At 40.4% G+C, this 26190-nt stretch carries 27 protein-coding genes; 13 read left to right on the forward strand and 14 right to left on the reverse strand.

What is annotated here, in order from left to right:
• Positions 1 to 310: 310 nt before the first annotated feature.
• Together F3059_RS00780 and F3059_RS00785 are read right to left on the reverse strand one after the other, a co-directional pair.
• Complete coding sequence (locus F3059_RS00780; protein ID WP_151166023.1) at positions 311 to 619, reverse strand: type II toxin-antitoxin system RelE/ParE family toxin; 309 nt, start codon at positions 617 to 619, stop codon at positions 311 to 313.
• Entirely contained in the window at positions 601 to 837 is a 237-nt protein-coding gene (locus F3059_RS00785; RefSeq protein WP_151166024.1) for a hypothetical protein, read from the reverse strand. The genes F3059_RS00780 and F3059_RS00785 overlap by 19 nt, the downstream gene beginning before the upstream one ends.
• Positions 838 to 916: 79 nt before the next feature.
• Between F3059_RS00785 and F3059_RS00790 the strand changes: the two genes are divergently transcribed.
• Positions 917 to 1696 (forward strand): Omp28-related outer membrane protein, encoded by a 780-nt coding sequence (locus F3059_RS00790; RefSeq protein WP_170264964.1) that lies wholly within the window; start codon positions 917 to 919, stop codon positions 1694 to 1696.
• Positions 1697 to 1701: 5 nt separating this feature from the next.
• Here the strand turns inward: F3059_RS00790 and cmk are convergent, their stop codons facing one another.
• The 5 genes from cmk to F3059_RS00815 form a co-directional block, all read right to left on the reverse strand.
• On the reverse strand, positions 1702 to 2388 hold the full coding sequence (gene cmk / locus F3059_RS00795) for a (d)CMP kinase (RefSeq protein WP_151166026.1): 687 nt from the start codon (positions 2386 to 2388) through the stop codon (positions 1702 to 1704).
• On the reverse strand, positions 2385 to 3440 hold the full coding sequence (porQ, locus tag F3059_RS00800) for a type IX secretion system protein PorQ (protein ID WP_151166027.1): 1056 nt from the start codon (positions 3438 to 3440) through the stop codon (positions 2385 to 2387). Before porQ ends, cmk begins: the two co-directional genes overlap by 4 nt.
• Before the next feature lie 329 nt (positions 3441 to 3769).
• Positions 3770 to 6220 (reverse strand): endopeptidase La, encoded by a 2451-nt coding sequence (lon, locus tag F3059_RS00805; protein WP_223274521.1) that lies wholly within the window; start codon positions 6218 to 6220, stop codon positions 3770 to 3772.
• A gap of 108 nt (positions 6221 to 6328) precedes the next feature.
• Entirely contained in the window at positions 6329 to 7522 is a 1194-nt protein-coding gene (locus tag F3059_RS00810) for a GlmU family protein (protein WP_151166028.1), read from the reverse strand.
• An 82-nt stretch (positions 7523 to 7604) separates the two neighbouring features.
• Positions 7605 to 7868 carry a type B 50S ribosomal protein L31 gene (locus tag F3059_RS00815; protein ID WP_151166029.1) on the reverse strand — a complete coding sequence of 88 codons (264 nt, stop codon included), beginning with the start codon at positions 7866 to 7868 and terminating at the stop codon, positions 7605 to 7607.
• Positions 7869 to 8040: 172 nt separating this feature from the next.
• Between F3059_RS00815 and F3059_RS00820 the strand changes: the two genes are divergently transcribed.
• Positions 8041 to 9543 (forward strand): hypothetical protein, encoded by a 1503-nt coding sequence (locus F3059_RS00820; protein ID WP_151166030.1) that lies wholly within the window; start codon positions 8041 to 8043, stop codon positions 9541 to 9543.
• 12 nt (positions 9544 to 9555) lie between these two features.
• Here F3059_RS00820 and F3059_RS00825 read toward each other — a convergent pair whose 3' ends face one another.
• The 3 genes from F3059_RS00825 to F3059_RS00835 all read right to left on the reverse strand — a co-directional run bounded on the left by F3059_RS00825 (position 9556) and on the right by F3059_RS00835 (position 13944).
• On the reverse strand, positions 9556 to 10584 hold the full coding sequence (locus F3059_RS00825; RefSeq protein WP_151166031.1) for a PorP/SprF family type IX secretion system membrane protein: 1029 nt from the start codon (positions 10582 to 10584) through the stop codon (positions 9556 to 9558).
• Positions 10585 to 10600: 16 nt separating this feature from the next.
• A complete protein-coding gene (locus tag F3059_RS00830) occupies positions 10601 to 12838 on the reverse strand; it encodes a gliding motility-associated C-terminal domain-containing protein (RefSeq protein ID WP_151166032.1) in 2238 nt (745 codons plus the stop codon).
• A 71-nt stretch (positions 12839 to 12909) separates the two neighbouring features.
• Positions 12910 to 13944 (reverse strand): uroporphyrinogen-III synthase, encoded by a 1035-nt coding sequence (locus F3059_RS00835; protein WP_151166033.1) that lies wholly within the window; start codon positions 13942 to 13944, stop codon positions 12910 to 12912.
• A gap of 44 nt (positions 13945 to 13988) precedes the next feature.
• Between F3059_RS00835 and F3059_RS00840 the strand changes: the two genes are divergently transcribed.
• The 6 genes from F3059_RS00840 to F3059_RS00865 all read left to right on the forward strand — a co-directional run bounded on the left by F3059_RS00840 (position 13989) and on the right by F3059_RS00865 (position 19098).
• A complete protein-coding gene (locus F3059_RS00840) occupies positions 13989 to 14855 on the forward strand; it encodes a hypothetical protein (RefSeq protein WP_151166034.1) in 867 nt (288 codons plus the stop codon).
• Positions 14856 to 14939: 84 nt separating this feature from the next.
• Positions 14940 to 16004, forward strand: a complete 1065-nt coding sequence (gene serC, locus F3059_RS00845; RefSeq protein ID WP_151166035.1) for a 3-phosphoserine/phosphohydroxythreonine transaminase — start codon at positions 14940 to 14942, stop codon at positions 16002 to 16004.
• Between the two features lie 27 nt (positions 16005 to 16031).
• Positions 16032 to 16985, forward strand: a complete 954-nt coding sequence (locus F3059_RS00850) for a D-2-hydroxyacid dehydrogenase (RefSeq protein WP_151166036.1) — start codon at positions 16032 to 16034, stop codon at positions 16983 to 16985.
• 125 nt (positions 16986 to 17110) lie between these two features.
• Entirely contained in the window at positions 17111 to 17767 is a 657-nt protein-coding gene (gene fsa, locus F3059_RS00855) for a fructose-6-phosphate aldolase (protein WP_151166037.1), read from the forward strand.
• Positions 17768 to 17821: 54 nt separating this feature from the next.
• The gene (locus F3059_RS00860; RefSeq protein ID WP_151166038.1) at positions 17822 to 18469 is read left to right on the forward strand and encodes a hypothetical protein; all 648 of its coding nucleotides are present in this window, start codon (positions 17822 to 17824) and stop codon (positions 18467 to 18469) included.
• Positions 18469 to 19098, forward strand: a complete 630-nt coding sequence (locus F3059_RS00865) for an L-threonylcarbamoyladenylate synthase (protein WP_151166039.1) — start codon at positions 18469 to 18471, stop codon at positions 19096 to 19098. The genes F3059_RS00860 and F3059_RS00865 overlap by 1 nt, the downstream gene beginning before the upstream one ends.
• Here the strand turns inward: F3059_RS00865 and F3059_RS00870 are convergent.
• On the reverse strand, positions 19095 to 20066 hold the full coding sequence (locus F3059_RS00870; protein ID WP_151166040.1) for a lytic transglycosylase domain-containing protein: 972 nt from the start codon (positions 20064 to 20066) through the stop codon (positions 19095 to 19097). The two genes, F3059_RS00865 and F3059_RS00870, sit on opposite strands and share 4 nt — an antisense overlap.
• Positions 20053 to 20610 (reverse strand): dTDP-4-dehydrorhamnose 3,5-epimerase, encoded by a 558-nt coding sequence (gene rfbC / locus F3059_RS00875; RefSeq protein ID WP_151166041.1) that lies wholly within the window; start codon positions 20608 to 20610, stop codon positions 20053 to 20055. Before rfbC ends, F3059_RS00870 begins: the two co-directional genes overlap by 14 nt.
• 58 nt (positions 20611 to 20668) lie before the next feature.
• Here rfbC and F3059_RS00880 point away from each other — a divergent pair, with 58 nt between their 5' ends.
• From F3059_RS00880 to F3059_RS00900, 5 genes are read left to right on the forward strand one after another with little or no spacing between them, the layout of a single operon-like run.
• On the forward strand, positions 20669 to 22246 hold the full coding sequence (locus tag F3059_RS00880; protein WP_151166042.1) for an ArnT family glycosyltransferase: 1578 nt from the start codon (positions 20669 to 20671) through the stop codon (positions 22244 to 22246).
• A gap of 2 nt (positions 22247 to 22248) precedes the next feature.
• Positions 22249 to 22620: a hypothetical protein gene (locus F3059_RS00885; RefSeq protein ID WP_151166043.1), complete on the forward strand. Its 372-nt coding sequence runs from the start codon at positions 22249 to 22251 to the stop codon at positions 22618 to 22620.
• 56 nt (positions 22621 to 22676) lie between these two features.
• Positions 22677 to 23924 carry an imidazolonepropionase gene (hutI, locus tag F3059_RS00890; protein ID WP_151166044.1) on the forward strand — a complete coding sequence of 416 codons (1248 nt, stop codon included), beginning with the start codon at positions 22677 to 22679 and terminating at the stop codon, positions 23922 to 23924.
• On the forward strand, positions 23908 to 24321 hold the full coding sequence (locus F3059_RS00895; protein WP_151166045.1) for a DUF2141 domain-containing protein: 414 nt from the start codon (positions 23908 to 23910) through the stop codon (positions 24319 to 24321). Before hutI ends, F3059_RS00895 begins: the two co-directional genes overlap by 17 nt.
• Before the next feature lie 12 nt (positions 24322 to 24333).
• On the forward strand, positions 24334 to 24738 hold the full coding sequence (locus F3059_RS00900) for a hypothetical protein (protein WP_151166046.1): 405 nt from the start codon (positions 24334 to 24336) through the stop codon (positions 24736 to 24738).
• Positions 24739 to 24781: 43 nt separating this feature from the next.
• On the opposite strand, the gene F3059_RS00905 is transcribed toward F3059_RS00900, so the two are convergent.
• Entirely contained in the window at positions 24782 to 25399 is a 618-nt protein-coding gene (locus tag F3059_RS00905) for a hypothetical protein (RefSeq protein WP_151166047.1), read from the reverse strand.
• Positions 25400 to 25539: 140 nt separating this feature from the next.
• Positions 25540 to 26166, reverse strand: a complete 627-nt coding sequence (locus F3059_RS00910) for a hypothetical protein (RefSeq protein ID WP_151166048.1) — start codon at positions 26164 to 26166, stop codon at positions 25540 to 25542.
• Between the last annotated feature and the right edge of the window lie 24 nt (positions 26167 to 26190).

A 26190-nucleotide genomic window follows, 5' to 3' on the forward strand; every position in this document is an offset into this window, starting at 1 on the left:
GATGATCATTTATTTGTCTTCAACAAACTGAAAATTCTCTTAACCTAACAAAACAAGCCCTACAACACTATGATTACTAAACCGGAGGACAATTTGTAGCAATACGTATAAGGAACAACTGTAAAGCCGTGCGAACCTTAGATTTTAGCTCAAGTTTGGCAATTAACTTTTCGATCAGATCACACTTGCAAATTTTGAGCTAGCGGTTTTAATTTCTTGTGAGGCGGTAGTTTCTTCATAACCCTCTGGTATAAGTGCGAGGAAAGTCGGTGCGTAAGAGTACCGGCTTTTTTTGTCGTCCTAAAATCAGTTACGTTTTTTTCTTATGAAGTTTTCCACTGGAATCCTGCCTATCATCCCAAAAAGAAAGAACAGTAAGGACCTCACTTGATGCTTCATAAATTATTGAGTAGTTATCGACAATAAAAGTTCTTGAACTATTATCCTGATTTTCTAATCCCATTTTAGGGTTTACTGCTAACAACTCTGTAATATGTTCAATCGTATTTGTGAGCTTAAGAGAATAAGCTACACTTTGATTTTTTTCAGTGTAATAAGCAAGAACTTTTGTGAATTCTTGCTGAGCTCTAGACGACCAAACTATTTTTCTTTTAGCCATGAGCGAACCTCAGTCATGAACTCTTTCTGATCCTTGTATTCCCCATTCTCAATTTGTTTACGGCTAATTTCTACACTCTTTTTTTGCTCCTCATTGAGTTGATACTTCTCCTCAGTTTTTGAAGCTGCTATCAATGATTGAATGGCCTTCAGTAATTGGGGATCTTCGAGAGTCCTTATTTGATCGATTATGCTTTTTTGGATTTCAGCAACTTTCATGGTATAAAGATATAATTAAGTATGTTAAGATAAAACGAGGAAATAACTTCACAGTTACTACGTTTACAACTACATGAAAATGATATGGTTCCTTTCGTTTGCGATTATTGTATTGAGCTTTTCATGTTCAAAAGACGATGAAGATGATACACCTCAGCAACCTGAGACAATAAACTATACACAGGCTGAAATAGACGAAAAACAACCTTTTATCGCTCTTCTATCACGACACGATTGTGGCGCTTGCGGTGCTTATGGTCATCCGCTATTCGACCAAAAAGCTAAAAATCAACGTATCAACGCTGTCAGTTTTTACTACAAAGAAGAAGATCCCAACTTTACTCCTGTATCACGAGAGTTGGCAGAATACCACCAAATCTTTGGTACTCCCACTTTCCTTCGCGGGATGGACTACCTAAAAAATGATACCACAAAATGGAAGAATTCAATTGACTCAACATTGAACACAGCAGCCGAAGTAAACATAAAAATAGATGCTTACAGTATTGGAAATACTCTCACTTACAAAGGCATAATTAACTCTAAACAACCTTTTAGTAATGATGTCAGGTTTGCGGTTTATGTAGTTGAAAACAATGTTTTTGGTAGACAATACACTTATAACGGAAACAAATGGATTGATGAATACGAACACAATCATGTTCTTCGGTCTGCTCCTCATAGCTTGTGGGGTCAATCAATTGATTTGAGTAATTCTTCCACAGAAACTGAAGAATTGACAATTACTATTGCCCCCTTTAATAAGAACAACCTCAACTTAGTTGGTGTGGTTTATCTGATGGATAATGGAGAACCTGTTAGGGTTTTGAACTCCAGGACGCTTGAGTTGAAAAAATAAAGGAACTACTCTCCCATTCTTTCCCTTGACCAATCCAAGGCTTTCTGTAGCTGTTCATCCGGTGTCAGATCCGTGTTGTCGAGTACGAGTGCATCATCGGCTTGTTTGAGCGGATCAGAACTGCGATGCGTATCGATATAATCGCGGTGTTCGAGGTTTTTCTTTACCTCTTCCATGCTGGCTTCCTTACCATTAGCTTTTAGTTCATCGTAACGCCTTTGCGCTCTGACCGATGGAGAAGCTGTCATGAAGATTTTCAACTCGGCATCTGGAAAAACAACAGTGCCTATATCGCGGCCGTCCATAACGACTCCTTTTTCCTTTCCCATTTCCTGTTGTTGCGAAACGAGTTTCTTGCGGACTTCAGGAATGGCAGCTACTTCGCTTACCCGTTCTGAAACACGCATGGATCTGATCGATTCCTCTACGTTTTCGCCATTCAAAATGGTTTGTAAACCATTTTCGTTGCGCTCAAACCTGATCGTAATTTGATTGAGTGAATTGATGAGTTTCTCTTTGTCAAAATCACTTTCAAAAAAACCATTGTCCAGCGCAAACAAAGCCACACTGCGATACATGGCACCTGTATCTACGTAAATATAATGGAGTTTTTTTGCGAGTTGCTTGGCAAGCGTGCTTTTGCCGCATGACGAATAGCCGTCAATGGCGATGTTGATTTTGGCCGGACTCATCCTTTGCTTTTAAATTCACTGAAATTGGTTGCAATAGTAATATGGTGAGAGAAACCAGCCAAATGATAACCGGCAATACCGTAGCTCAGGCGAAATCGTTTGATTTGAAATCCGGTTCCGAATGAAAATCCGGCCAAACCACTACGCGTATCCTGTGGTGATAATTCCTGCTTGCGCAAATAGTTGAACCCGATGCGCAAATGAAAATTATCGCTGGGCATAATCTCAGCCGCAATGTTCATGTGACGCATAAAATTGTCAAAACTGAAAGCCCCGTCCTCATTGTTTTGCGAAACCGTACCGCCATTTGGAAGTAAATACGCTTTTTCACTCTGCGGTTGGTTATAGGTCAGATCCCACGTCTCTAGCCTGGATGCCGTCACAGTAAAACGGATTGGTGCTTTGGGCAATTTGTACGATCCCGCCAATTGAAAATTCAACGGTAAATTATCCCTGTTTCCTTTTACATAAGGTTTGATCTGGTAACCGAGATTATCGATCACCAAACCGGCAGAAAACAGCTTGTTCTTACTCAAGTACTGAGCTCCCAAATCAAAAGCTAGCCCAAAGCTATTATCACTGGAAAAATTGCTGTAAATCGCTTTAAAAGTACCACCAAAAGAAAAAAGTGAATCGGGTTGGTAGCCATACGAAACATCAAATGCGTATTCACCGGCCGAGAATTCACCGTTTTTGATTCCGCGTTCATCTGCACGAGTAAACGTTCCGTAATTTATGTATTGCATTCCAGCACTGAAAGTACCCACATCCTCAAAATGACGAGCGTGTGTTACATACCCAAAGTTGACATCAGAAATATAGTTGATGTAAGTGAGAGCAGCTGCGTTGTGAACTGTACTGTCTAAAACAGCTGGATTATCTTTTACGAGATTGACATCTCCGTCTCTCACCGTAATTAAACTTCCGCCCAGTGAAGCTGAACGAGCCGATGCAGGCAAATCCAAAAACTTGTACACGCCATTTCCTCCTGACTGAGCTAAGGCAGCAATAGAAGAAAACAGTACAAAAATCGAGAATAAGCAATTCTTCATATTTGGCGGAAATAATTCCCCAATAATACGAAGAAGGCGGAGAATTATTTTAATGTCTGTTATGAATTATAGTGAACCGTGCTTACAGCACTAGTTGATCATTACAATTTTTATAACTCTGGGCTAAAACCCAGAGCTGGATGTGTTCCGTGCCTAAAGGCACTCAGATCAAAAATAACTTTTCTCTGCCAAATATTTTTAACCTAAGCCACTCGCTTGAAAGTGCCGTTAGGCACGACTCACTTCTATCTCCGGGTGATAACCCGGAGCCTCATCCTAAAGAAAAGTATTTGAGTGCCGTAGGCACAGTGCACAATTACTGGTAATAATTACTCAATCTTTTGTGGATCTTTCACCTTTTCTTTGAGCAGTGCAATATCAGTTACTTCGATCATTTCTTTTACATAGTGGAACTTGAGGCCTTTCAAATAGCGCTCATCAATTTCCTCTACATCTTTCTTATTTTGTTCTGATAAAATGATCTCATTGATATTCGCTCGTTTGGCAGCAAGAATTTTTTCCTTGATTCCGCCAACCGGCAACACGCGACCACGAAGCGTGATCTCACCCGTCATGGCGAGTCTGCTCTTGATCTTGCGCTGTGTGAAGGCAGATGCCAAAGAAGTGAGCATTGTTATCCCTGCCGATGGACCATCTTTAGGTATAGCACCTTCAGGAACGTGAATGTGAACATTGTATTTGTCGAACACTTCAGGATCGAGATTCAGGTGATCAGCATGAGAACGCATGTATTCCAGTGCCACCATTGCTGATTCTTTCATCACATCACCCAGACTACCAGTGAGAGTGAGTTTTCCTTTTCCTTTCGTCACTGAAGTCTCAATAAAGAGAATATCACCTCCAACAGCTGTCCACGCAAGACCTGTAACAACCCCGGCATGCTCATTACCTTCGTAACGTTCTTTTTCGTGACCAGGGCCAAGGTATTTGGTCAGATCCTCAGCCTTGATGTTCACATCGTATTCCTCTTCCATAGCGATCGCTTTGGCAATTTGACGTACCAGCTTCGCGATCTTTTTCTCCAATGAACGAACACCACTTTCACGCGTGTGTTCCTCAATCAGCTTTTCGAGAACTTTCTTCGCTATCTTGAACTGGTTTTTCTTTAAACCGTGTTCTTTGAGCTGTTTTGGAATGAGGTGACGCTTCGCAATTTCAATCTTTTCTTCAACCGTGTAACCATTAACTTCTATGATCTCCAGTCTGTCTCTCAGAGCCGGCTGGATCTGACCGAGATTATTTGCAGTAGCCACAAACATCACTTTAGATAGATCGTAGTCAACCTCGAGGAAGTTATCAGTAAATGTGTCGTTTTGTTCAGGATCCAAAACTTCGAGCAATGCTGAAGAAGGATCTCCATGCGGACCATGACCTACTTTGTCAATCTCATCCAAAATGAAAACCGGATTTGAAGAACCCGCTTTTTTCACACTTTGGATAATCCTGCCCGGCATCGCACCGATGTAAGTTTTTCTGTGTCCGCGAATTTCAGCTTCATCTCGTAAACCACCCAGCGACATACGCTGATATTTGCGACCTAATGCCTCAGCGATAGATCGGCCAAGTGAAGTTTTACCGACACCGGGAGGGCCTGCCAGGCAAATGATTGGCGCTTTCATATCATCCTTGAGCTTGATCACAGCAAGGTGCTCTAGAATACGCTCTTTCACTTTTTCCAAACCGTAGTGATCACGATCTAGGATTTTTTCTGCTCGCTTGAGGTCGAAATTATCAGTTGTGTATTCGTTCCACGGGAGATCGAGCATTGTATCGAGGTAATTCGATTGAACAGAGTATTCAACTCCGGTTGGGTTCATACGCTCCAGCTTGCTCAACTCTTTTTCGAAAACCTCTTTAACCTCTTTTCCCCACTTTTTCTTTTTCGCTTTTTCTTTAAACTCAGAAACTTCCTGATCGAGCGGATTACCACCCAGCTCTTCCTGAATTTGCTTCATCTGTTGGTGAAGAAAGTATTCGCGCTGCTGCTTGTCGATATCTGTCTTAACTTTTGACTGAATATCGTTTTTGAGTTCGAGCATTTGAAACTCTTCAGTAAGTAGCTCCAATACTCTTTGCGCACGCTTGTTCACATCTAACTCTTCCAAAAGTTCCTGCTTTACATCTACAGGTCTGGAAAGGTTAGAACTGATGAAATTGATCAGGAAAGAAGGACTCTCGATATTCTTAATCGCTACCTGTGCATCAGATGGGATATTTGGCGATTCCTGAATGATTTTCAGAGCCAATTCACGAATCGATGATACCAACGCATCAAAGCGTTCGTCATCTTCATCCGGCATCACCTCATCAATCGGTTTAATCTTCGCCTTAAAGAAAGGATCATCCGTTACGATCTCCTCGATTTCCATTCTGCGCTTTCCCTGAATGATCACCGTAATACTGCCATCAGGCATTTGCAACTTTTTTATGATGCGAGCCACGGTTCCGACCTTATTCAGGTGCTGAGCCTCAGGGTTTTCAATACTGCCGTCTTTTTGTGCGACAACACCAATTGCTTTTTTCTCACTGTAAGCTTCATTCACCAGCTTGATCGACTTATCGCGACCAACTGTAATGGGAATTACTACTCCGGGATAAAGCACATTATTGCGAAGGGGAAGTAATGACAAACTTTCAGGTACCGCTTCGTTTTTCATTTGGTCTTCATCGTCCTTTGACAAAAGCGGTATAAACTCAGTATCGTCTCCAATCATATTATTCAATCCTAAAAAATCAAAATCCATATCAAATCCATTCATACTCAACAAGTATAAGGACCAGGCAAATTAGATGCCCGGTGAGTAAATGTTGTAATTGACCCAGAAAAGGACAATAGATGTGCCAACAACTAAAAACTGCAATTCTGTCTAACTATAAGACCTGTATTGATCAGTGCGTTCGTATATTTCAGACAAGATGGCTTTGTCGATATCGGTTAGTTCAATTCCTCTGCGCTCCATCATGCGTTGAGCTACTTCAAAAGACTTTTCAAGCATAAACGTATCAAAGCCTTTTGCTCCTCCCCAACTGTAACTGGGAATGAGTTTTGAAGGAAAATCGCTTCCAAAGATGTTTGCTGAAACACCAACTACAGTTCCGGTATTGAACATCGTATTGATCCCGCTTTTGGAATGATCGCCCATAATTAAACCGCAAAACTGCTTTCCTGTTGAGATAAAATCTTCTTCGAGATAACTCCAGGCTTTTACAATGCCGTAGTTGTTTTTGAGATTCGAGTTATTGGTATCAGCACCCAGGTTGCACCATTCTCCTATCACTGAATTGCCGAGGAATCCATCGTGTCCTTTATTCGAATAACCAAAGATTACACAGTTGTTCACTTCACCTCCAACTTTCACGTGCGGACCTAATGTTGTGGCTCCATAAATTTTAGCGCCCATTTTCAGAACACTGTTTTCGAGCATGGCCAATCCGCCACGAACGGTGGCACCTTCCATGATTTCTGCGTTCTGACCGATATACACAGGAGCATCAGAAGCGTTGAGTACAGCCGCCTCTACTTTAGCTCCTTTTTCAACGAAGATTTTATCCCCGATAATCGTATTCGTTGACGAAAGTTGCTGCGACTCTCTACCTTTAGTTATCAATTCAAAATCAGCAACGAGCTGAGAGTGGTTCTGACTGTAAATATCCCATGGATGTTCAATAATATCGAGCTCACCTGAAAACTGAATGCTATCACCACTCAACCTTAATGATTTTACAACGCTCTCCGCTTCAAATTCTGATTGACTTACAACAGCAGCCAATACTTTTTCATCTTTCTTGAGAATCTCGCCAGACTTGAGCGATTGAATCTTTTCAGTAAGAGCCGGAGTTGGACAAACCGATCCGTTGATCAACAGGTTTTCGTTCTCAGCACTAAACCTGTACTTTTTAGCCAGGTAAGGTTGTGTAAACCAACTGACTTTCGTGTTTAGGTGATGTTCCCACTTTTGCGTGATGGTTAAAATCCCTATGCGGATTTCTGATACCGGCCTCGTAAATGTTAGAGGCAATAGGCTTACATGCGCGTGATCATCAAACAGAATTGTGTTCATAATGCGGTGTATTGGCGACTAATTTAACACAAAAAAAGCCTCGCTATAAAACGAGGCTTTCATCAATGTATATGAAAAGAAATTACTTCTTGTCCTTTTGGAACTTTCCGTATTTGCTTTTAAATTTATCAATACGACCAGCAGTATCAACGTACTGGATTTTACCTGTGTAGTAAGGGTGAGACTTGTGAGAAATCTCGAGTTTTACAAGCGGGTATTCATTTCCATCTTCCCACTTAATAGTTTCTTTTGCCGGAGCACATGAACGGCTCATAAATGTGTAATCGTTTGAAGTATCTTTAAAAACGACTAATCTGTAATTATCTGGATGAATTCCTTTTTTCATAACGACTCTATTGTTCTGCTTCTCAAAATTCGGTTTGCAAAGGTAAGCAAACTATTTACAAAAGTTGAAATATTCTTGTATTAAAAGTTGAATTTTACACAAAATTGCTGAAAGTCCACTAACATACAATTACCTTTGAAGCTTTTCGTTAAAATTACCATTAAACTGGAACATGAAGCAACAGCTTACATTACTTTTCATCAGCATAGCTATTTTAGCGAGTTGGGGATGCCGCAAAGACACTCTGGACACGAGTAATGATGCGGTACTTCAATTTTCAACTGATTCAGTTTACTTCGATACAGTTTTTACTGAAATTGGATCGGCTACGCAACGTTTCATGATTTACAACCCACAGTCAGATCCGGTTAAAATATCAAACGTGCAACTCGAAAATGGATCTGACAGTCAATTCAGATTTAATGTGGATGGTTATCCGGGAAGTAAAGCTAGAGATATTACGATTCAGGGAAAGGACAGCGCTTTTGTTTTTGTTGAAGTAACTGTTGATCCAACTAATCAAAATGCACCTTTACTGGTTTATGATAATTTGCTTTTTACAACGAATGGAAATATTCAGAATGTAACACTAACAGCTTACGGACAAGATGCTTATTACTACAGAGCAACGCAATTTATTCAGGGATTCCCTCCTCTCTCATTTGTGAGTGAGTACGATGATTACTTCCCGATAGCTCAAAATATCACACTCCCAAATGACAAACCGCACGTTGTATTTGGTTATTTGGTAATCGACTCGCTTATCAATCTGGAAGTGCAGCCGGGAACAAAAATTCACTTTTACGATGGTGCCGGATTATGGGCTTACAGAGGAAGCAATTTGAAAGTAAATGGCATGCCCGATGATGAAGTAGTTTTTGACGGCTTTCGATCAGATGAATTTTACGGTGAACTTCCCGGGCAGTGGGACAGAATTATTTTAAACGAATCACCGTCAGATCACGAGTTTCATCATGCTGAGATCAAAGATGCTTTCATCGGAATATCAGCTGAGTACTTTTTCCTGGATACTGATCCCCAGATTCCGACCAATAAATTAGTTCTCGAAAACACGAAAATTGACAACTGTAATGGGCTCGGACTGTTCTCTCGCTTCTATAATATTGAAGCGAAGAATTGTTTGTTTACAAATACGCGCAATCAAGTAGTTGCGGCTCAGGGAGGTGGGAATATTGATTTTACTCACTGTACAGTTGGAAACTACTGGGGCTATGAAACACGTCAGGAACCGAGTATGTTTTTGTCCAATGCTCTTGTCCTTGGTGATGGAAATGGCGGAGAAGTAACTTTTGTAAGTGACTTCAATTTCACTTTTCAAAATAGTATCTTATACGGATCGAGTGAGGAAGAGCTTACTATTGATACAACTCACCAAAATGACGGGGTTTTCAATATCAATTTTGATCATAGCATTATCAGAGCCAAAGATATTACTGAAGACAAACCTGAATATTTTACAGAATGCCTCATCAATCCGGATAATGGCTATGTAAATCCTGTATTTAACATCGGAGAGGATGATGAATTCTTCACGCTGTACGACAGTTCAGTTGCTGTGAACTATGGAGATCCATCAGTAACGGGGATACCGCCAAATGATTTGGCGGGCAATCCAAGAGACAATTCGCCTGATGCTGGTTGTTACGAACTGTAAAAAGTTGAGCTATTAAAGGAATCTCGTCAAAGACCCGCGATTTCCTTTCTTGTAATTCGCTTTGTAAATGATTGAAAATTCTGGTCCGCCCATTCCGTTGTTCACACGAGTGAGGTTTCCAACAGTAAAGTCGTAAGACATTCCTATTTCAAATCCGCCAGCTCCAAGTTTTACCATTGGAACAATTGCATCACCAGTTCTGTGGTAAAGTCCCAGAGCAAGTGACATTTCATTGAGGAAACCAGTTGAGCGTGTAGCCTGAGAAAGAATGAATTTCACGTCAGAACCTAACATTACGCTGTTATTTGGTCCCTGGTGCATCCACATAAACTGAGGGTGAATGGCGACAACATCATTTGATGCTAAATAGTAAAATCCACCGTCAAACATGTAGCGAGTATCCAGACTTACATCATTTCCCATGAAGTTCACAGATGGTGTATTCAAATGGTAGGCTGCTGCACCACCGTAAGCTTTGTAACGACCATCTTCACTAGCAAAGAAATATTTGATACCTCCGCCAAAATCTACGTGAGAAACAGATTCTTCCATAGGTGCTTCTCCGCTAGGTAATGTTGGATCAAAACCTGTGTTCGTCCATTGATTGTCCCATGTAGTTAAATCAGGTGTAATACTTCGCTGACCAAAACCAACACGTGCACCTATTGAAACGTAGTGACGCGCTTCGGGATCCATCACTTTGATGTAACCGATATTCAATCCTGCATTGAGCATATTAAAACCGGTGATTCCGGCCTGATCCTGATTGACATTTAAGCCAAGTGAGAAAATATCACGTTTAAAAAGATCTTTTGCTATTTGACCATCAACAAACCCACCTATTGACTGGAATGGAGTTGAGATGTTTTCCCATTGCCTGCGGTAATTGACTCCGGCTCTGACCGAACCCTGAAAAAGTCCTGTGTTAGCCGGGTTAATTTGCAGAGGAGCATTATCAAACTGAGAATAATGTACATCAGCCTGACCAATCACCTGGAATGAAGCAAAGAATAATATTATCGTTAGTAATCTTGTGCGCATATTCAATAGGGTTTAATTAGCGAACGAGTGTCACGTCACCTTTTAGAATTTCCTGATAACCGTTTATGTATGTTAGTCTGACCATGTAAGCAAAAACACCCGGATCGAGCTTAGTACCCCTAAAGGTTCCATCCCAACCGCGATCTTGTGTATAAGATTCAAATACCAACTCACCGTAACGGTTGTACACATAAAACTGCATATCAGTAATACCGTTTCCTCTTACACGGAGTTCATCATTTTGCCCGTCTCCGTTTGGAGAGAATGCATCAGGTACTCCGGCATAATATTCTTTACGAACTAATACTCGAATTGAGTCAGTTGATGAACAGCCATTGCTGTTTGTGTTAGTCACGTAATAAATTGTATTCTCTTTTGGAGATACCCGAACCTGACGACAATCAGTGCAGTCAATTTCGTAATCAGGAGTCCACATAAAGTTATTCGCTGTACCAAAAGCTTCTAATCTAACACTTCTACCAATCAGAACCTCCTGATCAGGCGATGCCACAACTTCTGGGTAACTTTTCACAGAAATTCGTTGAGTTTCAAGTGCCACGTCAGTTCCGTACTCGTTATCAGCTCTAATTTGAACATTGAAAGTACCTGTATCAGAGTAACAAACAATTGGATTTTGTTCAATTGAATTTTGATAAGGAGCATCAGCACCAAAGAAAGTCCAGGTCAGTGAATCTTCTCTTCTACTTGTGCTTCTAAACTGAATACAGTTACCAACACAAATGCTATCAGCTTCAACTGAGAAACGAGCTTCAGGAGCCAAACACGAATCCACTTCAATAAAACCTGCAATACTCTTGGAATCTGTCCCGTTGATGTTAGAAGCTTCAAGGGAAACAGTGTAAAGCCCCGGAGTTTGGTAGCAAATATTTTGCGGATTTTGAGCAGTTGAAGTCGCTGAGTCAGAACCGGGAAAACTCCAGTTCCATGTAGATCCTGCTCCACTCATATTTGTACTTTGATCCACGAAGCTAATGCAGTCACCCGGACAAATTTTGCGGGCAGAAGCATCAAAGTCAGCAACCGGAGGAGGACAAGAAACTACTTCTATATAATTTAAAAATGTATCAGCTGTAGTTCCATTAGTATCAGTAACCTGAAGAATGACATCATAAAAACCGGGAGTAGAATAACTCACAAGAGGATTATTACTCGTTGAAGTAGTTGGTGTTCCACCAGGGAACGACCATTGCACATTTGTGATTGGTGCTGAACCCGGCTGAGTATTATTTTGGAAAGTAACATTAGCACCTTCGCAAACCGTTGTTGGGTTTGCATTGATCATGATGTTTGGAGGATTACACGGATTTACTGTAACATTCCATGTGTAATTATCTTGAGAAACCCCATCAGTTACAATGAGTTCAAATGTGTAGTTTCCAGGAGTACCGGCTGTAAAATTAGCTGTGGAACCATTCAAACTCTGCGGACCGGTATTAGCACCATTGAAATTCCACTGGTATGCTCCGATTGAAGGATCAGTTTGAGCTTGAAAAGTCACCTGATCTCCCTGACAAAGCGATGTTGGTAGTGGATTGGGAGATGTAACAACAGCCTGAACGCTTGCCGGCTGAGTAATTGAGATATTGTCTAAAGCAAATGAAGGTTGCGAACCACCGGGATCTGAAATAAATCGAAACCCTACATAAACATCGTTTAAATTGTTGAGTGCATTACCAGTATATGTGGTAAACATCCAGTTATTTTGACCTGCAAGAGATTGTGTAAAGTTAGCGTTATTGAGTTGAACCCACGTTCCTGTTGGACCATCTTTCACATAAACCTCAGCTTCGTTAGCTGAAGAGCCGTTGAGCATCCAAAAGTTCAACTCGATTCCGGTTTGACCGATCGTACTGATACCTGTTTGTATCTCAGTAAAATAACTTTCCCCAACAGGAGCAGCAGGATTAAAATGAGCATTTTCTATTGGTGGTGTTTGTGCCTGGCCCAATGCACTGGTTATGTGTAAATAATTTTGGCTATTGGGAACAATTGCTGCCGGTTGAGCCGGTGTTGGAGGCACTGTCAATGGGCCGGCTGTTCCTCCAGCGTATGCTGAATTGATCACCCAAAGGTTATCTCCTGCTCCTGCAGCTCCGGTAAGAGCTCCATTGTTGAGCGATACATTAACATTCGTTCCTTCAAAATCAGTTGACCACAACTGCCCCTTAGCAACGGGGGAAAAGGCGATTAAAAACAAACAAGCCAAAATTGATAGCCCAATGGTTCGAGTCATACCACACTATTATTATATCGATTCGAGCAAAATAACGCCATTCCTAATAAAAAACAAATTCTGGTTCATTGTTATAACAATGTGACCAAAAATTTAAGAGTATTGACGTTATCTGCATACTCCCATAATTTTGGGATTTGTGTTTCCCCAAAGTTAATACCTTCTTTTCCAACAACGCATTGGATTGACTCACTTTTTTGCTTTATTTCTTTTTCTACTTTCTCTTTATCATTGTAAAAGTCGTAGTACAACACACCTACAGGTGACGACAACGCACCCTCATTTCTCTTCAAAATGAGGAAATTATTATCGAGCAAACCTTCTTCCTTATTGAGTAAATAAATCGTACGGTTGTATTCGTAATTGTTCATGTATTTTGTATTCTGCTGAACAAAGCCAAAGTCAACGATACTCTCAAAGAACTCATCAAAGTTAAATCCTTCAGGAGCATAGATTTTTGAAATATTTCGGCAACCCAGCCCGTAGTACTGGAATATATCTCTACCCAATCTTTCCAATTCTTCTTTTGTTTCATCACCTTCTAAAACAGCAACCGAGTTTCTGTTTTTGCGAATGATATTGGGATACTTCCCGAAATAATGCTCAAAATAACGAGCAGAGTTGTCACTTCCGGTAGCAATAATCGCATCGATTTGGGGTAGTCTGTCAGCCGTAAAGTGAATTCTCTCCCTGAATCGTGGTTCAATCTCAATGAGTAATTCACTCAGGTAAGGGAGCAATAACTTATCTTTATGTGACAACTTCCCTGCAAATGAGTGCCCTGCAATCAATATAGAGAGCCAATCATGAAAACCCACCATTGGGATATTACCGGCCATGATAGTACCTACAACACGATCACCGTTGTAATTCAGCATATCAGAATACTCGGCCGTCCACTGCTCCAGCTTCTCTTCATTCAGCAAATCAGCATTGTGGGCAATAGCATCCTTTGTGAATCGTTCACTAAACCAGCCGTTTTGGTGATAGGCTCTGATCAATAAATCATTTAATGGATGCATACCATCATCACCTGCTTTTGCGAGTTGACTTTCCAACTCAGTACCCAATTGGTCAAATGCCTTTATGCGCTCTTTTAAGTTCATTCAATATTTGGCTTTAATTTTGCAATTAAACGAAAAAACGAATAATGCGAATTACACTTTTGCTCTTTTTTCTTTTTGAAGCTTCACAGTTTTTCGGTCAGAACCCAACCGAACTGGCCGCAAAGATAGCGCACTACAAATCGAAACAGGTTGAAGCACAATCACAGTCGGGTACCGTAACTTACAACGATTCTCTCATTCAATCTGTAAAAGAGTTCCTGAATACTGAGGATAGTTATGAGGTGAACATAGAATCAAAATTCATGGGAGATCTGCGCTCACCCGATGATGAATTCAGACTCATCACGTGGAATATTCCCGAGAGACAAGGCTCATTCACCTACTTTGCTTTTATTCAATTTGAAGATGATCGCCCGTGGATTCAGCTAAATGATGGATCTGACCAATACGAAAGCAGACCTCTTTACAAAACCATGAATGCCGAAAACTGGTACGGGGCACTCTACTATGAAATCATACCTTTTAAAAGCTCAGGTAAAGAATATTACGCCCTGTTAGGTTGGGATGGCAATAGTAAAATGTCCAATAAAAAGGTGATTGAAATCGCACATTTTAACAAAAAGGGCAAGCCCACATTTGGAGCACAGGTTTTTGGCGATGACAAACTCAAGAACAGAGTTGTATTTGAATTCAAAAAAGATGCTACTCTATCATTGAGGTATCACGAAGATGACGAGCGAATAGTTTTCAATCACTTAGAACCACTAAACCCTGAGATGGAAGGTATTTATTCGTTCTACGTGCCAAATTTGAATTTTGATGCCTATGAACTCAAAAAAGGCAAGTGGGAATTCGTTGAAAATGTGGAAGTCATCATGAAAACGAAAAGTATTTTTCACGATCCGCGTGGCAGAAAAGAACCGGTTAAAAAGCCCGGCAACCCGAAATAGCCAGGTCACTATATTAAGACATGGGTAACATCTAGTCAGAAAAAGTTTGTTTATTTCGTAGTCACAAAAATAAATTCATTAAAAATGGCTAAAGTTCACAATTTCAGTGCAGGTCCCTGCATTTTACCACAAGAGGTTTTTAAAGAAGCATCACAAAGTGTGCTTGATTTTGACAACTTAGGACTCTCAATTTTAGAAATCAGCCATAGAAGTGAAAACTTCGTGCGTGTGATGGAAGAAGCGAGAGAACTCGTTAAAGAGTTGCTCAACATCCCTAAAGGCTACACTGTTCTTTTCTTACAAGGTGGTGCGAGCACAGGATTCTTAATGGCTCCTTACAACTTGCTTACTGAAAACGGAACTGCCGGTTACATGAATACCGGAACCTGGTCAACTAAGGCAATTAAAGAAGCAAAAAAACTGGGAAATGTTGATGTCATTGTTTCCAGTGAAGATGAGAACTTCAAGTATATTCCTAAGGATATTCAGATCCCATCTGGCCTGGACTACGTTCACTACACGGCTAACAACACGATTTACGGAACTCAGTTCAAGAAACTCCCACAAACTGATAATTTCCTCGTTTGTGATATGAGTTCTGACATTTTTAGTCGACCTGTAACGATCAACGCTTACGATATCATTTATGCTGGTGCTCAAAAGAATATTGGCCCTGCCGGAACAACTATGTACATTGTAAACGAAGAGGTCTTTAACAAAAGTGGTCGTGATATTCCTTCAATGCTCGACTTTGAAGTACACCACAAAAAAGACAGTATGTTCAATACTCCATCAGTATTTGCTGTTTATGTAACGATGCTCAACCTCCGCTATATGAAAGCAAATGGTGGTGTTGAAGCGATGAAGAAAAAAGCTCAGGAGCGTTCTGAGATGATCTACAATGAAATCGATGAAAATCCATTGTTTGAAGGTTACGCCAACAAAGAAGATCGCTCTAGCATGAACGCGACTTTCACATTGACTGATGAGAGTTACAAAGAGAAATTTGACAAGCTTTGGAAAGAAGCGAACATCAATGGTATTAAAGGTCATAGATCAGTTGGCGGATACCGCGCTTCAATGTACAATGCACTTCCAATTGAAAGCGTTGAGGCTCTTGTTAACGTGATGAAAAAACTAAGAAGTTAATAACTCAAAACCTTAAATAGTATTACGATGAAAGTACTTGCTAATGACGGTATTTCTCAATCAGGACTGGAAAAGTTAGAACAAAACGGTTTTGAAGTAGATACAAACAAGCGCGAGCAGGATGACCTTGTTGATGCTATCAACAACGATAACTTTGGCGCTCTGCTCGTTCGTAGCGCAACTAAAGTGCGTAAAGAGCACATCGATGCCTGCCCAAATTTAAAAGCCATCATTCGCGGTGGTGTTGGTATGGACAACATCGATGTTGAATATGCCCGTGAAAAAGGAATCTTCGTTTCCAACACACCGGCAGCTTCTTCGCAGGCGGTTGCTGAGCTCACAATGGCTCACCTCTACTCTATTGCTCGCGGATTGTTCGATAGCAACCGCAATATGCCTAAAACCGGAGGATCTGACTTTAAAAAGCTCAAGAAGAAATACGGTAAAGGTGTTGAGTTGAGAGATAAAACAATCGGTATTCTCGGTTTTGGCCGAATCGGTCAGTACACAGCGAAATACGCTCTCGGGAACGGAATGAATGTAGTTGCGTTCAACCGTACTCCAAAAGAGGTTGAAATAGATCTCGAGATTCCGGGTGTTGATGCAAAGAAAACGATCAAAACAGTTTCAAAAGAAGAATTATTGAAACAGGCAGATTTCATCACGCTTCACGTTCCTGCTCAATCTGACGGAAACGCAGTAATTGGAAAAGCAGAATTTGACATGATGAAAGAGGGTGCCTTTATCGTGAATACTGCCAGAGGTGGTGTTGTTGATGAAGATGCTTTGATGAACGCCATCGATAGCGGGAAAATCAAATATGCCGGAGTCGATGTATTCGTCAACGAACCAGCTCCAAGCGATAAAATACTCGCTCACGAAGGAATCAGTTTGAGTCCGCATATTGGTGCAGCTACAGTTGAAGCCCAGGACAGGATCGGAATAGAAATCGCTGATCTACTCATTGGCGAATTCAAATAATTCTAGTCCTTTGAACGATAATTAAAAAGGGAGCTGATGATTTTTTCAGTTCCCTTTTTCTATTTCAAAAAACTACCTTTGCAAAACATTGCGCAAAGCAGTCATAATAATCAAAAAAGTATCACATGAAATTCTTCATTGACACAGCAAATCTCGATCAAATAAAAGAAGCACACGAGCTGGGTGTACTCGATGGTGTAACGACAAATCCTTCGTTGATGGCGAAAGAAGGCATTACCGGAGAGCAGAATATCATCGATCATTACGTGAAAATTTGCGAAATGGTTGACGGCCCCGTAAGTGCTGAAGTAATTTCTACAGACTTCGATGGCATTGTAAAAGAAGGAGAACGCCTCGCTGAACTACATGACAACATCGTGGTAAAGGTTCCGATGATCAAAGAAGGAATTAAGGCGATCAAGTACTTTTCAGAAAAAGGAATAAAAACCAACTGCACACTCGTTTTCTCTCCGGGTCAGGCACTACTAGCTGCAAAAGCCGGAGCAACTTTCGTTTCGCCATTCATCGGGAGAATCGATGATATTTCATCTGACGGAATTGATTTGATCCACAAAATCAGATTGATTTACGACAACTACATGTTTGATACTGAAATTCTGGCTGCCAGTGTACGTCACACAATGCACGTGATCGAATGCGCTGAGGCCGGAGCTGATATCATGACTGGCCCACTTTCATCGATTACAGGATTGTTGAAGCATCCCTTAACTGATATAGGTCTGGAAAAATTCCTTGCAGACTACCGCAAAGGAAACAGCTAAACAATAGCACAATATTTTAGCGAAAAGCTTAATTTCACAGCAAAATAGTTGATGATGAAATCGTTTTCAATTACTGTGATATTGAGCTTTTTGCTTTTTGCAGCTTTTGGTCAGAACCAAAATAACACACCATTTATCGAAGATCCGGGGTATCATCCTGTGTATATCCTTAGCGATACTCATCGAATTAAGGGTGACACGATTAATGATCCCAATAATGCTCTCCACAGCTCATTGATTGAGAATGATACCGCTTTTCACGTAGTTTATCATTACGGTCGTTATCCGGGCATGATCTTTTTCAAAAAAAGACCGCAATACATCGACCAAAAATGTGAGCTGGAAATTTATAAGTTCAATGGAGGAAGGCACGTGGGAATTACCCGTCATCTCAAGTATCAAAAAAACGATTCCATTTATATTGAAACCACAGCATTTTATGTCCTTGATCCACACAATATGAAAGTTGGAGGCTACCTTCCATATTCCTACAAAGAAATTAGAAAGAAAGATTCAACAATTATTTACAGCGAAGAAAGAGAAGTCTCCCATATCACAAAAAATGCGCTTTTAAACGTCAGTAAAATCAAGTATCACCCTGCAAACAACAACGACAGTTCTCCCGTTTTTATAACCACAGGAAAACCCGGGAAATACTCTTATGCAAGAGGAAAATTCATGATTCCAAAAAGGTTTAAATAATGGCTGCTGAAAAAATCCGCATCAATCCAGACAATGTCAATGCAAGCGAAATCGATCGTGTTGTTTCCATTTTAAAAAATGGCGGTGTTATCGTGTACCCTACTGATACTGTTTACGGCATTGGTTGCGACATAACCAATAAAAAAGCTGTAGAACGTGTTGCTCGGCTAAAAGGCGTAAAGGCCAAAGAAGCTAAGTTTGCCATGATCTTTCACGACCTCAGTCACCTGTCTGAATACACGAAGCCGCTTGACAACACAACTTTCAGGTTGATGAAAAAAGCGCTACCCGGTCCGTTCACCTTTATTCTTGAAGCCAACAATCAGGTTCCAAAGATATTCGCCAACAAGAAAAAGGAAGTTGGTATTCGAATTCCCGATCATGAAATTCCAAGAGAGATTGTTCGCGTGCTGGGAAATCCAATTGTGACAACATCAGTTCACGATGACGATGAAATAGTTGAATATACTACAGACCCAGACGATGTTTACGAACAATTCAAAGATCTGGTAGACGCAGTAGTAGATGGCGGGTTTGGAAATAATATTCCATCCACAATAGTCGATTGTACGGGAGATGAACTAGAAATAATAAGGCAGGGATTGGGCCAGCTTGAAGAGCTGAACTAACCCCTCTTATTTGTATCAAGCATCAATTTTGACATTGCTGATTCTTGAGGCAATTTTATATCATAAGACTTTCCTGATCTATTTCTCAAATAGCTCTGTCTCAACCACGGATTCAAATTCTTGAGCACCTTGTAATTGATTCCTCTGTCTTTTGCGAAAGCTGCAAAGTCATCAACTGAAGTATCAACTTTTACAATTTCAGTTTTGATAGGCTCCCACAAATGCTCGTCTCTATAATGAAAACCGTATTTACCGGGATGATTCAAAATTTCTTTAGCAGCTAAAATCCTGAATAAGTAACGAGCAGTTTCTGTATTGAGCAATAAATCGTAATAGTTAGAAGCTTTTTGTCTTTCCAATTGATGCTCTAATCCATTCTGCCCCATATTGTATGAAGCCGCAGCCAACGTCCAGGTTCCAAACTTTTCTTTTGCCTCTTTCAAATAGTCACAAGCTGCTTTAGTCGCTTTTTCAACGTGATAACGTTCATCAACTTCATCGTTGATTTCCAGTCCGTACTCACGACCAGATCCTTCCATGAATTGCCAAAAACCTGTTGCTCCTGCCGGGGAAACTACTTGTGTGAGTCCGCTCTCGATCAGAGCCAGATATTTGAAATCCTCCGGCACATCGTTTTCTTCGAGAATTGGTTCAATAACCGGAAACCATTTATTTGAACGTTTCAGATAAAGAAGTGTATTCGACTGCCAGTAAGTATTGACATGTAATTCACGATCGAGCTTTTCGCTCACATCACTCAACTGCAATGGAACTTCTTCTCCGGCAAAACTCAGGTTCTGAGGAAGATTTAGAGAGTAAATTTTATAGTCCCTGTTGAAATAATCCTGGTAAGTTCGTTCGTTTTCAGCCTTGCTATCGGTTTTGGCAGATGTGAAAAACTCAGCCACTCCTGCACCAACAATTATCAACGAAAAAATAGCTATTAAGCTCGCATTACTTCTCTTCATATTCAAACGGACTCTCAAATAATTTAAAAACTTCATTCTCTCTATCCTTTTCTGATAAAATAGGATTGTCAACTTTCCAGTCAATATTCAAATCTGGATCGTTGTACATGATCCCACCTTCGTGGCCGGGACTGTAATAGTTTGAACACTTGTAAGCAAAAACCGTGTTATCCTCTAACGTCACAAATCCATGAGCAAAGCCAACTGGAACATAGAACTGATACTGATTTGTTGCATTCAATTCTACTCCAAAAGTTTTTCCATAAGTAGGAGATCCTTTACGAATATCGAGGGCCACATCATAAACAGATCCTGAAATTACCCTAACTAATTTTGCCTGAGCAAACTCATCTGTTTGAAAGTGTAACCCTCTTAGCACATTTTTTTGTGAAAAGCTCTGGTTATCCTGCACAAACTCATCATTAATCCCAACGCTCTCAAAAGTCTTTTTGTTATAAGACTCAAAAAAATACCCCCTGTGATCACCAAAAACTTTTGGCTTGAGTAATTTTAGGCCTTTAATTGGCTCATCTATAATTTCCATTGACTAAACTTGCAGTAAATTTTGCCGAAGATATAACATAGCCCTCTCCTCCAGAAAAATGAAATCAGATTTTGTAAATAGCAGTTTGTGGAAAGCGATTAAAAAGAACGCGCATCTAATCCTAACACTGGGAGTCATCATTTTAATCTTTTCGACACACAACCTGGAAAACGAATTTCATCGATTACCTCAAGGCCCGCATGCATGGCGACAGGCAGACTGCCTGAGTTTTGCCAATAGGTTTTACTATGACAACAACTCTATTTTTGAGCCGGCTGTGATGAACCTTGGTGAATCCGGCACAGGTAAAGTAGCCAGCGAATTTCCTATTCTCAATTACACTGCTGCCCAAATTTGGAAAATTACCGGTGTTGAGGAAGGCTACTACCGGATCATGAATTTTTCTATTTTTTTACTTGGCCTCTTTTTTCTCGCAGATTTAGTAAAAAAACTGACCAGCAACTTTTTGGCGGGTCCGGCAATGGGTCTTCTCTTGGCTTGTTCCCCTATCATTATTTACTACGGTTTCAACTTCCTTGCTGATGTTCCGGCATTAGGATTACAACTGATATCACTTTGGGCCGGATGGCACTACTTTAAATTCAGGAAACCAAAACACCTCATTATCTTTTTGATAGTGGGCTTGTTGGGCGGACTCATTAAAGCGAGCGGAATGATGGCATTTTTAGCTGTCCTGGGAGCTTTCTTTTTCTCTAACCTCAGCACCGCCAGATGGAACGTAAAGAACTGGCTAAAACCGATATGGCTTTATATTGGGGTTCTGACCGTAATTGCAATTCAAGCTTCCTGGTACATTTATGCAGATGCTTACAGTAGAGCTGATCCTGTTCATGAAGGTGGTTTTTTCCTGGTGGGACTTCTTCCTATTTGGGAAATGGATGCCGAATGGATTAACCGAAACATCGATACTGCGATAACTCTTTGGGGAAAGCACTACTACAATATTTGGGTACTTTATGTCACAGCATTTTTATTGTTAATGAATTTCATTTTCATCAAAAGAGTACCACTTTTTTGGCGATATGTTCAATCATTTGTGCTCCTTGGAGTCATTGCTTTTTTCGTTCTTTTCTTCCAGCCATTAGGACATCACGATTACTATTTGCTCAACTGTTACATTATTTTTCCTGTTACCTGGATTACGAGTTTTCTGGTTTTAAAGAGCTTTGGTATTTATGAAAAACCTGTTGTTTGGACAGGAGCAATCGCACTTACGATTTTTGCTTTTGGTAACGTCAAGTATGCTAAGGACCAACACAACGACCGATACATGTACTGGCGAAATGCTAAATACAGAGATCTATTCAGCAGACTTGAAGGGTTAGAACCAATTTTGAGAGAAAAGGGAATTAAACGAACTGATGAAATCATCATTCCAAATGATATGAGTATTCAAATCAGTTTGTATTATTTGAATCAGCTCGGCTATCAGGGATTTCAAATCAAGAAAGACCCTGAGAATATGCGCTACTGGATTGAAAAAGGCGCGCAATACGCAGTTGCTATGAGCGAAGAAGAAGTGAAAAGCGATTATTTTGTTCCGTTCACTAAAGACACAGTTCTAGTCAAAAACAATGTTTATATTGTTGAACTTATTGATAAAAAAGAGCTCTAGCAATGAAGAAACTTCTTACTTTTTTCGTTCTCTCGGTATTCGTTTTAGCTGGTTGTGAAGACGATGATGAAGATACTCAGCCACAAAGCAAAACGAACTACGGAAACCTTTACCTCGTCATGGATGCACCTGCAACTGCTGTGGTTTATGACGAAATTACGGGTGATACAATCGACTTTGGATTCATGCGAAGAAATCATCAACGCAGATTGAAAAAAACATCGGGTGATTCTCTACACTACCGCGTTGAAGCTGATACGAGTTTCACCTTTATCCTGGAGTTCAATACCTTCGTTTGGGAGAGCCGTTACGTCAACGATACAACTTACACGTATAAAAACGAACTAAAAGTTTCAAACCCTCCGCAGTATTAGTGATCTGACCGTAAAAAACGGTTGAAAAATGTAGCTTTGCCCAAAATTTCAAGGGTATGAAGAAGACATTGATCAAACACATCAAAACACTTTACCAGGTTGAGTCAGAACCGCGCGAAAAAGTGGCGGGAAAAGACATGGCAACTTTGCCGCTCATCGAAGATGCGTACCTCGCTATCGAAGGCGACACTATCGTTGACTTTGGTCCCATGACAGACCTTCACGGTGTTACAAACTGGAATGATCTCGATGTTATCGATGCTGATGGAAAAATGGTTCTACCCGCTTGGTGCGACTCGCATACCCACATCGTTTTTGCCAAAACTCGCGAAGGCGAATTCGTTGACCGCATCAAGGGGTTGAGTTACCAGGAAATTGCAGCTAAAGGAGGTGGAATTTTAAACTCTGCAAAAAGGTTGCGCGAAACATCTGAAGAAGACTTATTTCAAAGCGCAATGCAGCGCATAAAGGAAATGGTCAGAACCGGAACCGGGGCGATTGAAGTGAAAAGTGGTTATGGCCTCACAGTTGAATCTGAGTTGAAAATGTTGCGCGTTGCGAAAAGACTCAAAGAAGAAGCTCCCGTAGCTATTAAGTCTACTTTCCTGGGAGCTCATGCTATTCCTGCCGAGTATAAAGACAATAGAAAAGGATACATCGATCTTATCGTCAATGAAATGATTCCGGCTGTTGCTGATGAAGGCTTAGCTGAATACATCGATATTTTTTGTGAACAGGGTTACTTCACCAATGAAGAGACTGACCGCGTACTCGAAGCCGGAGCAAAATACGGGATGATTCCAAAGATTCACGTCAACCAGTTTTCAAATACCGGTGGCGTGCAAACAGGCATAAAACACAACGCTCGCACTGTTGACCACCTGGAGGAAATGGGAAAAGAAGAAATTGAAGCGCTGTTGAAAAGCAATACAATGCCTGTTTCGCTTCCTTCGTGCTCTTTTTTCTTAAGTATCCCCTACACTCCTGCGAGAGAAATCATCGATGCCGGATTACCCTTAGCTATTGCTACAGACTACAATCCGGGTTCAACTCCATCAGGTAATATTCCGTTTTTACTTTCGTTAGCCTGTATCAAGCAAAAGCTCACACCTGAAGAAGCTATAAACGCTGTCACCTTAAACGGAGCTTACGCGATGGGGCTTGAAAAAACGCACGGCTCAATTGCAGTTGGTAAAAAGGCTAATTTGATCATTACAAAAGAAATGGATGACATAGCTTTGATTCCGTACGCTTTTGGAAGTGAACATATCGATCAAACAATTTTAAATGGACAAATTCAGTAAGTTCTTACTTCTCTCGGTTTTCGGTTTCGCTCTATTTGGATTTCAAACGGGATCTCGATGTGATCTGACCGTGAAATTCCCACAACTCGAAGATCAGGAAGGGAAAATATTCATCAAGTTACTCGATAAAAATGAGGAATTGGTTGATCGTGCTATCGTCAATGTAAAACGGGGAGTTCCACAGTACACTTTCATGAAGCTAAAAGCAGGAAGCTACGCTATTGTTGCGTTTCAGGATTTGAACGGGAATAAAGATATCGACAAGGGCTTTTTTGGTCAGCCGACTGAACCTTACGGATTTTCAAATAACGTAAGAGGAACTTTTGGTCCTCCTTCATTTGAGAAGCAACTCTTTACGCTTAGTGGAAATAAAATTATTGAAGTTATTTTAGATTAAAATTCAAGGAATATGCATCCGGTTTTGAGGAATATTTTAGTTGTAATTGGCGGATTGATCATCGGCAGTTTTGTCAACATGGGAATAATCATGATTAGCGGATCTATCATTCCGCCACCTGAAGGTGTTGACCCAAGCAACATTGAGAGTTTAAAAAATGGAATGGATCAGTTTGAAGCTAAACACTTTTTGTTTCCTTTTTTAGCTCATGCCCTGGGCACTTTGGTGGGAGCAATTTTTGCAGGGAAATTTTCAGCGAGTCGCAAGCTCGCAATGTCTCTCATAATTGGTGTTTTCTTCCTTATAGGCGGCATTATGAACGTTTACATGCTTCCATCTCCAACATGGTTTAGCATAGTTGATCTTGTCTTTGCCTATATTCCTATGGCAATACTTGGATACAAAATTGGGAAATAAAAAAAGCCGCTCAGAGGCGGCTTTTATTGATTGGTTATCTAATTTAATACATCTCAAAAGGAACGTATTTAGCTTCACCCTCAATTTTAATTGAGTCAGATTCGTCACTGGTATACGCCATGGCATCAAAAACAGCTGTTACTCTTTTATTATTAGTATCAAATCTGGTTATTTCCATAGAGCCGTAAGCTGATTTCGAATTAAAAGTGTAAACAGTTGTTGTACCGTTACTCTCATATTTTGTGTATACAAACTCGAAACGGTCACAAATTTGACTATTACCTTCTTCTATGCAATCATCGCCTTCTCTAGTGTAACTCTTTTTTTCAACACCAGGGTTATCTCCTTCAGTTGTTCTGTAAGGACTACTAACACCAACTTCTAAAGAATTATTACCTTGCTGGCCAAACATCTGTATTGTAACAATATTTTCTTTAATAGTACTTGAAAATACTGAAGTTTCGGTTCTGTATTGTGAAGCAACCATAAATGAGTCTAACACTTTGCCAACTTCGAAATCTTCATCACCAACAGTGACAGAGTAGCTTTCAGTTGGTTTTGGCTGTGGTTGCGGTTCATCATCGTCATCATCTTTGTTGCATGATGAGAATACTAATAGTGCAGATAAGGCTAGCCACCCAAGGCTTTTAAAGTTTTTCATAAAAATAAAATTTTAGGTTGAAGGTCAATAATACAAATTTAACTCTGAATTAATAGAGAAAAGTTGGTAATAATTAGAAAAGGCAGTGTAAAAGTTAGTGGTTATATGCATGCCGAACTTTAGAATAGCTGTTAAACTAGTTACCTCAATAAATACCCTAACTTAAAATCAAAATTCAGCCATCCGCCAAATCCATTTTTATCGATATATGGAGCATCAGCATACATCAATGACGGGCCTGCTAAAAACTCTAATGTGAGGTTTCCGGTCTTTTCTTTGTCCCAAAACACCTTGAAACCTGCGTTTGCAGAAAGTGATGTTCGATAGCCGTATTCTAATTCTGCCGTTTCGCTATAGGAGAGTTTAGATTGAGTAATGATGTTATCCCATTCAGTGCTGACGAAGAATCCACTATGCGGTTTTAACTTTTCAGTTTTGAAGTATTTACGCACCTCACTCGTCAACCGTATTCCACGTAGTTGATCGACACTTTCACCACCAAAAATAGAGCTATGTCCAGGTACATCTAGCAAGAATCCAGCTTCCTGCCCAAAACTCCAGCCTTTTTTGCCTACTTTTTCCAGTCCCAGAGACGCTCCATAAGAGCTAGTGAAGATATCTCCAACCAGTGGACTTACGGGCAACTTTAAATATATCTCATTTTGATTTTCTAACAGACTATCGTTTTGAGAATACGCAGATTTTGGATTGAAAAGAACAGCGCATATTGCCAATGAGAATATGATGTAGCTAAAGTTTGTTTTCATAAGTCACAGTGATAAATGGTCGTT

Origin of the sequence: Salibacter halophilus (assembly GCF_008806325.1) — a bacterium.
GTDB classification, from domain to species: domain Bacteria; phylum Bacteroidota; class Bacteroidia; order Flavobacteriales_G; family Salibacteraceae; genus Salibacter; species Salibacter halophilus.

Bases quoted from the DNA above. Each gene is read 5' to 3' on its own strand.
- F3059_RS00780 (WP_151166023.1), bottom strand. From the start codon at position 619: ATGGCTAAAAGAAAAATAGTTTGGTCGTCTAGAGCTCAGCAAGAATTC.
- F3059_RS00785 (WP_151166024.1), bottom strand. From the start codon at position 837: ATGAAAGTTGCTGAAATCCAAAAAAGCATAATCGATCAAATAAGGACT.
- F3059_RS00790 (WP_170264964.1), top strand. From the start codon at position 917: ATGATATGGTTCCTTTCGTTTGCGATTATTGTATTGAGCTTTTCATGT.
- cmk (WP_151166026.1), bottom strand. From the start codon at position 2,388: ATGAGTCCGGCCAAAATCAACATCGCCATTGACGGCTATTCGTCATGC.
- porQ (WP_151166027.1), bottom strand. From the start codon at position 3,440: ATGAAGAATTGCTTATTCTCGATTTTTGTACTGTTTTCTTCTATTGCT.
- lon (WP_223274521.1), bottom strand. From the start codon at position 6,220: ATGAATGGATTTGATATGGATTTTGATTTTTTAGGATTGAATAATATG.
- F3059_RS00810 (WP_151166028.1), bottom strand. From the start codon at position 7,522: ATGAACACAATTCTGTTTGATGATCACGCGCATGTAAGCCTATTGCCT.
- F3059_RS00815 (WP_151166029.1), bottom strand. From the start codon at position 7,868: ATGAAAAAAGGAATTCATCCAGATAATTACAGATTAGTCGTTTTTAAA.
- F3059_RS00820 (WP_151166030.1), top strand. From the start codon at position 8,041: ATGAAGCAACAGCTTACATTACTTTTCATCAGCATAGCTATTTTAGCG.
- F3059_RS00825 (WP_151166031.1), bottom strand. From the start codon at position 10,584: ATGCGCACAAGATTACTAACGATAATATTATTCTTTGCTTCATTCCAG.
- F3059_RS00830 (WP_151166032.1), bottom strand. From the start codon at position 12,838: ATGACTCGAACCATTGGGCTATCAATTTTGGCTTGTTTGTTTTTAATC.
- F3059_RS00835 (WP_151166033.1), bottom strand. From the start codon at position 13,944: ATGAACTTAAAAGAGCGCATAAAGGCATTTGACCAATTGGGTACTGAG.
- F3059_RS00840 (WP_151166034.1), top strand. From the start codon at position 13,989: ATGCGAATTACACTTTTGCTCTTTTTTCTTTTTGAAGCTTCACAGTTT.
- serC (WP_151166035.1), top strand. From the start codon at position 14,940: ATGGCTAAAGTTCACAATTTCAGTGCAGGTCCCTGCATTTTACCACAA.
- F3059_RS00850 (WP_151166036.1), top strand. From the start codon at position 16,032: ATGAAAGTACTTGCTAATGACGGTATTTCTCAATCAGGACTGGAAAAG.
- fsa (WP_151166037.1), top strand. From the start codon at position 17,111: ATGAAATTCTTCATTGACACAGCAAATCTCGATCAAATAAAAGAAGCA.
- F3059_RS00860 (WP_151166038.1), top strand. From the start codon at position 17,822: ATGAAATCGTTTTCAATTACTGTGATATTGAGCTTTTTGCTTTTTGCA.
- F3059_RS00865 (WP_151166039.1), top strand. From the start codon at position 18,469: ATGGCTGCTGAAAAAATCCGCATCAATCCAGACAATGTCAATGCAAGC.
- F3059_RS00870 (WP_151166040.1), bottom strand. From the start codon at position 20,066: ATGAAGAGAAGTAATGCGAGCTTAATAGCTATTTTTTCGTTGATAATT.
- rfbC (WP_151166041.1), bottom strand. From the start codon at position 20,610: ATGGAAATTATAGATGAGCCAATTAAAGGCCTAAAATTACTCAAGCCA.
- F3059_RS00880 (WP_151166042.1), top strand. From the start codon at position 20,669: ATGAAATCAGATTTTGTAAATAGCAGTTTGTGGAAAGCGATTAAAAAG.
- F3059_RS00885 (WP_151166043.1), top strand. From the start codon at position 22,249: ATGAAGAAACTTCTTACTTTTTTCGTTCTCTCGGTATTCGTTTTAGCT.
- hutI (WP_151166044.1), top strand. From the start codon at position 22,677: ATGAAGAAGACATTGATCAAACACATCAAAACACTTTACCAGGTTGAG.
- F3059_RS00895 (WP_151166045.1), top strand. From the start codon at position 23,908: ATGGACAAATTCAGTAAGTTCTTACTTCTCTCGGTTTTCGGTTTCGCT.
- F3059_RS00900 (WP_151166046.1), top strand. From the start codon at position 24,334: ATGCATCCGGTTTTGAGGAATATTTTAGTTGTAATTGGCGGATTGATC.
- F3059_RS00905 (WP_151166047.1), bottom strand. From the start codon at position 25,399: ATGAAAAACTTTAAAAGCCTTGGGTGGCTAGCCTTATCTGCACTATTA.
- F3059_RS00910 (WP_151166048.1), bottom strand. From the start codon at position 26,166: ATGAAAACAAACTTTAGCTACATCATATTCTCATTGGCAATATGCGCT.